We start from the raw sequence: 2,419 nt of genomic DNA on the forward strand, positions 1-2,419 counted from the left end.
TTGCTGATTCGTGCTTGTTCCATTTACCACGAGGAATCTTGTCCGCCTTGGTCGCAACGATGATAACCGGAATCTCATAATACTTGAGAAATTCGTACATCTGCACATCATCTGCTGACGGGTCGTGACGGAGATCCACCAGACTGACCACGGCACGGAGATTTTCCCGAGTGGTCAAATACTCCTCAATCATGCGCCCCCATTTTTCACGTTCCTTTTTAGAAACGCGGGCATAGCCATAACCTGGAACATCCACAAAGCGCATCTTGTCATCAATGTTAAAGAAGTTGAGGAGCTGGGTTTTACCAGGTTTCCCTGATGTGCGGGCCAGATTCTTGCGGTTCAGCATAGTGTTGATAAAGCTAGATTTGCCAACATTTGAACGCCCTGCTAAGGCAATCTCTGGTAGTTCATCCTGCGGATAGTGGGATTTATTAGCCGCACTGAGCAAGATTTCAGCATTGTGTGTATTGATTTCCATAGTCACCTCTAGGCTGTTTCAAGGATTGGTTTTTCCGTTCCATCGACAGCTTCTTTCGTGATGCGGACCAATTTCACATTTTCTTGACTTGGCACTTCAAACATAACATCTAGCATGGTTTCTTCGATGATTGAGCGAAGACCACGCGCACCAGTTTTGCGTTCAATAGCCTTATTGGCGATTTCTTGAAGGGCTTCATCGTCAAATTCCAATTCAACGTCATCATAAGAAAGCAAGGTTTGGTATTGTTTCACCAAGGCATTTCTTGGCTCTTTCAGGATGCGAACCAAGTCATCGACCGTCAATTGCTCAAGAGCAGCAAAGACAGGCAAGCGCCCAATCAACTCAGGGATAATACCGAATTTTTGAATATCTTCAGCGATGATTTCTTGCATGTAGGAACTGTTTTCATCAATCGCTTTGTTGTTTTGTCCAAAGCCAATAACTTTTTCACCCAGACGTTGTTTAACGATTTCTTCGATGCCATCAAAGGCACCACCCACGATGAAGAGGATATTTTTAGTATCCACCTGAATCATCTCTTGTTGTGGATGTTTGCGTCCACCTTGAGGCGGTACGCTAGCGACAGTTCCCTCGATAATCTTGAGAAGGGCTTGTTGCACCCCTTCACCCGAAACGTCACGTGTGATAGACACATTCTCGCTCTTCTTGGCAATTTTGTCAATTTCATCCACGTAGATAATCCCACGTTCTGCACGTTCGATGTTAAAGTCAGCAGCCTGCAAGAGTTTGAGGAGGATATTTTCCACGTCCTCACCCACATACCCAGCCTCAGTCAGAGCTGTCGCATCTGCAATAGCAAAAGGCACATTCAAGCTCTTAGCCAAGGTCTGAGCAAGGAAAGTTTTCCCTGAACCGGTTGGACCAATCATCAAGATGTTTGACTTCTGCAAATCCACATCTGCTGACTCTTCACGTGTATCGTGGAAATTGATACGTTTGTAGTGATTGTATACAGCCACGGAAAGAGCACGTTTGGCACGATCCTGACCAATCACATAGTGGTTTAAGATATTGAGGAGTTCGATTGGTTTTGGTACTTCAGACAAGTCTGCCAAGACTTCCTCGGCCAACTCCTCCCGAATGATTTCCTGGGCTAACTCCACACATTCATTACAGATAAAGGCGTTGTTCCCAGCGATTATTTTCTTTACTTCTTCTTGGCTTTTGCCACAAAATGAGCAATAAACCATCATATCATTTTTCCTATTTGTAGGCATGATTTCCTTCCATTCTAATTTATCATTCTATCTAAAATAAGGTCATATAAAAAGCGTGGACACTGTTGACCAGATTGGTAAAAGCATTCAACCAGAGCAAGGCAGACAGTCCATAGCGCTTCTTACGAAAAGCCTGTGCTCCAGTCAAAATACAGATTACGCACAAAAAAGCTGTAAAAAATCCAAATATACTGCGCTCCATTAGACTTCCTTTCTATCTCGGTATTCGATGGTAAAATCATAGTCGTTTTTCTCATCTCGGGTGTAAGATTTGCTTGCAACTGTCTCAAAACGAGACAAGTCAAACTCCTCAGGGAAATAGGTATCTCCCTCCACCTGAGCATGAATCTGTGTCACGATGATTTCATCTAAATATGGCTCAAAAGCCTGAAAAATCTGTTTCCCACCGATGATATAGAGATTTTTTTCCTGACTCTGATACCAAGTTAAAACAGACTTCACATCTTGAAACACGAGCGCTCCATCCACGACTTCGTCACTGTTTCGTGTCAAAATCAAGGTTTGGCGTTTTGGAAGCAGGCGACGTCCCATGCCATCAAAAGTCACTCGTCCCATTAGTATAGCATGATTTAAAGTTGTTTCCTTAAAAATGTTGCAACTCTGCCGGCAAATGCCAAGGGAGACGATCTTCCTTCCCAATCACACCTTTTTCATCTTGGGCCCAAATGGCTATGAT

2 protein-coding genes and 1 pseudogene are annotated in these 2,419 nt (G+C 43.7%); all 3 read right to left on the minus strand.

Annotation, left to right across the window (positions count from 1 at the left end):
- Positions 1–481 (minus strand): ribosome biogenesis GTP-binding protein YihA/YsxC (yihA, locus tag SORDD16_RS06130; RefSeq protein WP_061452892.1); only part of this gene is annotated, 481 nt, incomplete at its 3' end.
- A gap of 8 nt (positions 482–489) precedes the next feature.
- Entirely contained in the window at positions 490–1,722 is a 1,233-nt protein-coding gene (gene clpX / locus SORDD16_RS06135; protein ID WP_061452745.1) for an ATP-dependent Clp protease ATP-binding subunit ClpX, read from the minus strand.
- 201 nt (positions 1,723–1,923) lie between these two features.
- Positions 1,924–2,419: pseudogene (locus tag SORDD16_RS06145) on the minus strand (dihydrofolate reductase); the annotation flags it as partial.

This window comes from Streptococcus oralis (genome assembly GCF_001578945.1).
In the GTDB taxonomy this organism is placed as follows: Bacteria; Bacillota; Bacilli; order Lactobacillales; family Streptococcaceae; genus Streptococcus; species Streptococcus oralis_Q.